Annotated in this window: 3 protein-coding genes; all 3 read right to left on the bottom strand. The window is 59.1% G+C overall.

Annotation, left to right across the window (positions count from 1 at the left end; all coding sequences use genetic code 11):
* Positions 1-900: 900 nt before the first annotated feature.
* A complete protein-coding gene (locus QZ302_RS07690) occupies positions 901-1,905 on the bottom strand; it encodes a WG repeat-containing protein (RefSeq protein WP_294594205.1) in 1,005 nt (334 codons plus the stop codon).
* Positions 1,906-2,103: 198 nt separating this feature from the next.
* The gene (locus tag QZ302_RS07685) at positions 2,104-3,495 is read right to left on the bottom strand and encodes an MFS transporter (protein ID WP_294594203.1); all 1,392 of its coding nucleotides are present in this window, start codon (positions 3,493-3,495) and stop codon (positions 2,104-2,106) included.
* Between the two features lie 1,182 nt (positions 3,496-4,677).
* Entirely contained in the window at positions 4,678-6,720 is a 2,043-nt protein-coding gene (locus QZ302_RS07680) for a tetratricopeptide repeat protein (protein ID WP_294594201.1), read from the bottom strand.
* Between the last annotated feature and the right edge of the window lie 288 nt (positions 6,721-7,008).

Raw genomic sequence — 7,008 nt, 5'->3', positions numbered from 1 at the left:
GGCTCTGCGAGCCGCAAAAGATCAACCCAAAGCACAGCCCAACCCACCCTCAAAGTTCATCCATTCTTTCAAGTTCGTCCTCGGCGCGCCCCCCGCGCGCCGCTAATGCGTCGCCCTCGCCGAGGACGGCGACCTATAAGGTCGCAAAAGCACCGCCCAAAGCAGAGCCCAGTTCTCCGCCCCGTGTCGGCCTCACTGCGGCTCCGCTTTCGCTCTGCCGCGCTTTCGCGCGGATGGGCTTTGAACCGTCTTTTCCCAATCCTTTATTCGCGCGCCTTGCGCGATTCGTCCATATTCGGCTACCGCCGAAATAGCTGAATCGCTTCTTTAGGCGGCGGCGCGCGGTTACTTTTAAGTAATAAAGGCCGCCCGCCGTGGCGCGAACGCGTCGGCCGGGCAGGCCCCGCGTGCCCACGGTGGGCAAATGGCAGAATCGGCCCAGCTCTTCGTCCAATTCTTTGTTCGCGCGCTGGCGGAAATCTTATTCAAACGCGAATCACGCGTTTGAATGATTTCCTACTTCAGCGATCGCGCGCGGTCGAGCTTTGATCCGCCTGGAACTGCCCTGCGCGGGCGGCGGACGGTTAATAAGGCAACGAGAGCCCTAACAAAACGCCCGATGGGCGCACCGGCGGGACGGAGCGATACTATGTATCGCTTAACGCGCCTGCGCGATTTAGCTTGAGGAGACTGGCCTCGGGCCGGCCGGGCCCCACGTCCCGTGGACGGAAAATGCTCGCGCATTTCCACTGGTAGCCTCTACCCTCTGTTCTCTGTTCCGCGCGAGATAGCCTATACAAATAACAAAAACATCCTGCCCTCTCACGTGACCCTAAAAAAGAGTAGCCTGCCGTAAAAACAGCAGGCTACTCGTATAGTCAATCTGTGCTAATATCCGTCCTATTTCGAAGTCCCGGCTTTCCGGGTCGAAGCGCCGTCGTCGTTCCGATCCCGTTTCGAAGACTTCACGACGGTCAGGTTTTCGAAAGCCCGGATTGCGTCTTCCCGAGATGCGTAGTTGCACGGAACAACTGTCCGACCCTGGATATCCACGATCCCGAATCGCCCGTTGCTTTCCACGACTGCCAACCCGTTCGAAAATGCGGTCGCGCTGTCATAAATAGTGGTGATGAACTCCTGCCCTAAGGTATTCACAAAACCGTACCGACCGTTCTTCGATACCCGTGCCACCCCGTCGATGAAGTTCGAGATTTCGTCGTATTGCACCGGAATAATCTCGTCACCCATATAAGAGAGGTAGCCGTATTTCCCATCTCGCGATGCAAAGGCCAAACCGTTTTCATCGAACGGTGCGATTTCCTTATAAATCGGTTGGGCGATCTGGTTCCCGGCGTTGTCGATCATCCCGAAACGTCCGTCTTTGTAAACCAGGGCGATTTTATTCACGAATTCGTCGATGGCGTTGTACACGCACGGGGCCAGTTCATAGCCCGACATACTGATCAGTCCGCAACGTCCGCGTTTCCACATCTTGGCCACCCCGTCTTCGAAGTCGGTAATGGCGTCGTAGCTCACACTGGCGACTTCACGTCCCGCGCGATTGATCAAGCCGTAGTATCCGTTTTTCTTGACTTTGGCCACCCCGCTCTGGAACGGAGAGATCGAGTCGTAAACCGGGGCCACCACTTCGAGCCCCAAGGTATTCACGAAACCATACCGGCCGTCGCGTTTCACTTTCGCGAGACCGTCTTCGAACGGCGCGATACTTTCGTAAATCACCGGAGTGAAGACCCGTTTGGTCACATCCATCAGCCCGTATTTCCCGTTCTGTTTGGTTACGGTAATCCCGTCCTGATAAACGCCCGGCTGCATCAAATCGCCTCCCTGACCATAGGCTGCCACCGCCCCGAAAAGCATGGCCAATGAGAGTAATAGATGTTTCATATTAAAAAACTGTATCTGTTTAGTACTGAATCGGAAAGGGGATCGAAGATGGTCGTTCGACCGCGCGTTCCGAGGGCAAAACACAAGAGGTGGGTTCTCCTCTTTCCCGACAAAAGTAGAAAGGATTTTCCAATAAATCAATATCTGCCAAAAATTTTTGTCGGTCTTTGCATCGTGGGTTCTCCTGCGGGGGGAGGATCAGTGGGTGATGTTGGGTTGTTGCAGGCCGTAGCTTTTGCGGCGGTCTTCGCTCTTCAGGAGGAGGCCGAAGAGGACGGCGAGGAGGCCTAAACACAAGAAGATCAGCATCGGAAAGGTGTAGTCGTACCGGGCGATCTCTTTGCCGTCCACAAGGGCCGGAGGGAGTTTACCCCACCGGTCGAGCACCCAGCCGATCAGGAGGGGGATGCCGGCGAGGCCCCAGTTCTGCATCCAAAAAATCAGGGCGTAGGCGGTTCCGAGTTTGCTTTCGGGGATGATCTTGGCCACGGAGGGCCACATGGCGGAGGGCACCAGGGAGAAGGCGATGCCCAGCAGAATGACGAGGCCGACGGCGAAGCTCCAGTGGTCGAGCCACGGAAGGGAGAAGCCGAAGTAGACGCCGACGAGCATCAGGGCGCCCCAGATCATCATGGAGGCGCCTTTGCCGCGCCGGTCGTAGATGTTCCCGAAGAGGGGGGTCAGGATCAGGGTGCCGACGGGCAGCAACGAAGGAATCAGGCCGGAGTATTCGCCGGCGACGTGGAATTTCTGGACAACGAGGTCGACGGCGAATTTCACGAAGGGGTGCACGGCGGCATAGAACAAGAGGCACAGGAAGGCGATGTACCAGAAGGCGCGGATCCGGAAGATGGAGAAGATGTCGCGGAAGCGGAAGCGTTCGTCGTCGCCCAAGGTCTCTTGTGCGCATTCGCGGTCGAGGCGGCGATCCATGCCGATATAGATCAGAAAGGTCAGGAAGCCGAGCAAAAGCAGCACCATTCCGAAGAGGATCGGGGTGCTGACGGAGTTGCCGAAGGCGCGGGCGATGGGCAGCGGCAGGGCCAGGGCGAGGAAGGTTCCCATCCGGGCGAAGGCGAGGTTCATGCCGAGGGCGAAGGCGAGTTCTTTCCCTTTGAACCACCGCACGACGATTTTATTGGCGGTGATCCCGATGGCTTCGTAGCCGACGGCGAAGAGGGCGTAGCCGAGCGAAGCCGTGAGCACTTGGAGTTTCATGGTCTTCGGGCCGAAGAACCAGAGGTCGACCAGGCGGGCGGGATCGATAAATCCGATGGCGTAATATTTGACGGCGATGCCGGCGAGCATCACGCCGACGGAGAGGACGCCGGTGAACCGGGCGCCCATTTTGTCGAGCACCATCCCGCCGAAGATCAGCATGAGGAGGAAGATGTTGAACCAGCCGTAGCCGCTGTTGAAGAGGCCGAAGTCGGTGCTGTCCCACTGGAAGAGCTCTTCGAGCAGCCCTTTCAAGGGGGCGAGCACGTCGGCGAGAAAGTAGCCGCAGAACATGGTCAGGGAGACCATGAGCAGGACGGTCCAGCGGGCACGCTTGGATTCGGAGATGTTTTGTCGTAAGGTGTCTACCATCTTTCGTGTTCTATAATTATTGTAGGTTCCGTTTCATTCGGGCCGCTAACCGGCGTCGGACTCTGGTTTATGCGGGTGTTTTGTGGCGAGGCGGGGTGTTGTCGGCCTCGGCTACTCTGGCCCCGGGCTACCGCTATCATACCTCGGGCGAGTTGGTGAGTGGCGGCCGCAGCGGGTACAGTTGGTCGTCTTCTGCCAGCGGGTCTAATGGCATGGATCTCGATTTCGGTGCGGCGTGGCTCAATCCTCATGGCGCACCGTATCGTACCTACGGTTTTCAGTTGCGTTGCCTCTCGGAATAAACGGGCACCCACAGGGTGTTTTATTGGCCGCCTCTACCCTACTTTTGTTTGACGTTGGCGGGTCGGACGCCCGGGAGGCACAGCAACTCTCGACGCGGAGCGGCGTGTTGCGGGCCGACCGTGGGCAGGCGTTCGGCCCGCGCGACCCAAAGGGTCGCAGAAGTTTGGGTAACAGTTCGCCCCCATTCATCGTTCATGACTGTCAGGTTCGGGCTGCGCGCTCCCCAGGTGGGCCGAAGGCCCAGCGCGCAGGCCCGGCGGTTCTACGAACCGCAAAAGCACAGCCCATTCGTCCTCGGCGCGCCCCCCGCGCCGCTGATGCGTCGCTCTCGCCGAGGACGGCGATTCTACGAATCGCGCTACTCGCTCTCCCTCAAAGCACTGTCCCGTGTCCTCCTCACTGCGGCTCCGCTTTCGCTCCGCCGCATTCCCGTCCCCGCGGGGATTTCATTCGTTTTGCGGTGAGCAAAATCGAGATGAAATCCCTCTTTACGCAGGCGGGAGACGGGATTTCGCATTATTCTTTATTCCGCGCGCCTTGCGCGATTCATTCTATTTCGGCTCACCGCCGAAATAGTTGAATCGCTTCTTTAGGCGGGGCGCGCGTCTGTCCTACGGGAGGGGACTGCCCTTACGCCGGGCGGGCGCACCCTTCGGGTGTTTTACTGGCCCCCTCTACCCCCGTTCTTCGTCCGCGCGCTGGAGGAAATCTTATTCAAACACGAATCACGTGCTTGAATAAGATTTCCTACTCCAGCAGTCGCGCGCGGTCGAGCTCTGGCCCGTCTGAAACTGCCCTCGGGCCGGGCAGGCCCCACGTCCCGTGGACGGGCGAAACTACGTTTCGCTTAACCAGTTCGCCCAACCCTCTGTCCGCGCCTCAACGCCCGGTCTTGATGCAGTAGCGTTTCAACACGTCATAGGCTTCCACCAAGCCCAATTCGCCGGCTTTGCTCAAATCCAAACAGCCTTTCTGGGTGTCCTGCATGAATATCTGAACCAAACCGCGGTTATAATAGGCTTCGGCCAGGTACGGAAACCGCTCGATGGCACGCGTATACTGTTCGAATGCCCCCGGAAGATCGCCGCTCTGGCACAACAGATTCCCTAAATTATAGTATATGTGCGGAAGCTCCGGCATCAGCTCCGCCGCCCGACGCAGGTCGGCGATCGCTTCGCTGTAGTCGTAGGTGCGGCGGGAGGAGGTCTGTAGCAACTGCGCGGCCGGATCCTCGGAACGCACGGCCACCTGCTGCATCACCCGATTACCCTCCAGCGAGGCGACGAATTCGATCATCTCGGCCTGGGCTGCACCCCGGTTCAGGTAGATCAACGGATTGTCGACGGCCATCCGCTCGGCGCGGCGATAATAGCTCAACCCCGAAGCGTACTGCCGCAGGGCGGTCTGGGTCAAACCGCGCAGGAAGTTGTCTTCCCACTCGATCGGGGTGTCGTTCCGTGCGTCCCACACAGCCAGACTGTCCTCGGGCAAAGCCGCCTCTGCGGCCGAAGCGGTCGTCATCCCGAACCGCCAGCCGGCGGCCACCGCGGCCCGACCGGCACGGCTCCGGGCTAAGGCGGAGGTGTAGCCCTCCAACCGGGCGTTCCGATAATCCCGCGGATTATAAACCCGTGTCGCAGAGTCTTCGGGCAAGACCCAGCCGATCCGGAAGTTGGGTAGCAGGCGCGCCTCTTTCTGCACGTCGCCCCGCATGGAGCGCAGTTCGTTGTTGCCGAAATCGGCGTCGAAGGAGAGCAGTTTGTCGAACTGACGGCTGGTGTCGGCAAAGGAGGCGAAGGTGCTGTCGCTCAATTTCCGCCGGTAGGTTTCGATCTTCTCTTCGGCAATGCGCCGGTCGCGTTCGGCGCCGCGGAAGTCGCGGAGGAGGCTTTTCAGCTGAGATCGGGACAAGTAGGCGTTGGCGAAGTCGGGATAGAGTTCGATGGCGCGGGTGTAGTCGTCGATGGCGCCGCGATAGTCGCCGATCCGAATCTTCACGGAGGCGCGGTTATAAAAGACGAGCACGTTGCCGGGGTTATAACGTGCCACGCGGTCGTAGTCGTCGATGGCGCGGTTGTAGTCGCCGATCTGGCTCCGCAGGATCGCGCGGTTGAAGTAGGTGACGGAGTTGGTGGAGTCGTAGGCGACGGCGCGGTCGAAGTCGGCCAGCGCGCGAATGGGCTGGGACTGGTTGACGTAGGCGTAGGCGCGATAAAAATAAGCGATGGCCAGGGTGCTGTCGATCCGCAAGGCTTCGGTGAGGTCGCGAATCCCCTCCGTGTTCTTGTTCTGGGCCACTTCGAGCAGACCGCGACGCACGAAGCCGTCGGCTTCGTTGGGGTTGATCTCGATGGCGCGGTTGAAGTCGGCGTATGCGCGGGAGGTGTCTTTCAGGTAGAGGTAGCAGGTGCCGCGATTGGTGAGGGCGTTGACGTCGGCGGGCTTCGAGCGCAGGTAGCGCGAGAAGTCGTCCACGGCGTCGCCGAACTGCTGGCTCAGAAAGTAGGTGACGCCGCGGCTGTAATAGGTGGCGGGCATGTTGGGCCGCAGCTCTGCGGCGGTGCGGTAGTCCTGCAAGGCGTCGTTGTAGTTCCCCATCCGAGACCGGGTGATGGCGCGATACTGGTAGGCCATGGTGTAGACGGGGTTGACGGCGAGGGCTTGGGTAAAGTCGGCTTCGGCGCCGATCAGGTCGTCGAGGTTGTATTTGGCGACGCCGCGCAGAAAGTAGCCTTCGTGCTCTTTGGTCTCGGTGCGGAGCAGGAGGTTGAGCATCTCGATGGCGCCGCGGTAGTCGCCGTCAAGAATCAATTCACGCCCTTTATAGAAAAAGTAGGGCTTATTGAGCTGTGCGAAGGACTCGCCGAGGCCGAAACTCAGAATGAAAAACCAGAAAACAACGACGGCGAGATTTCTTTTCATGCTGCAAAGATAGGCTTTTCGATTCATCTTTTTCCGCACGCTTTTCGTGATTTGCCCAGGAGGGGACTGTTCTTTTTAACTTCGCTGCGCTCGTTTTCCTCCTCGCCGCTCGGCAATTCGCAAACTGCGTTTGCATTGCGCTCGCTGGCAGCGTCGGTTGTGAACAAAAAGAACCAAAAAAACTTTAGAGCGCATCCCTACGGGATGCTCTGGCCGTGTCTGCCCGGTAGGTTGGGCTGGGTTTTCTCGGCGGGGCGCTATAATGCGAGTATTACCCCAATGCGCCCG

It is taken from the genome of uncultured Rikenella sp. (genome assembly GCF_910579375.1).
In the GTDB taxonomy this organism is placed as follows: Bacteria; Bacteroidota; Bacteroidia; order Bacteroidales; family Rikenellaceae; genus Rikenella.
This window is presented reverse-complemented; position numbering and strand designations above follow the sequence as displayed.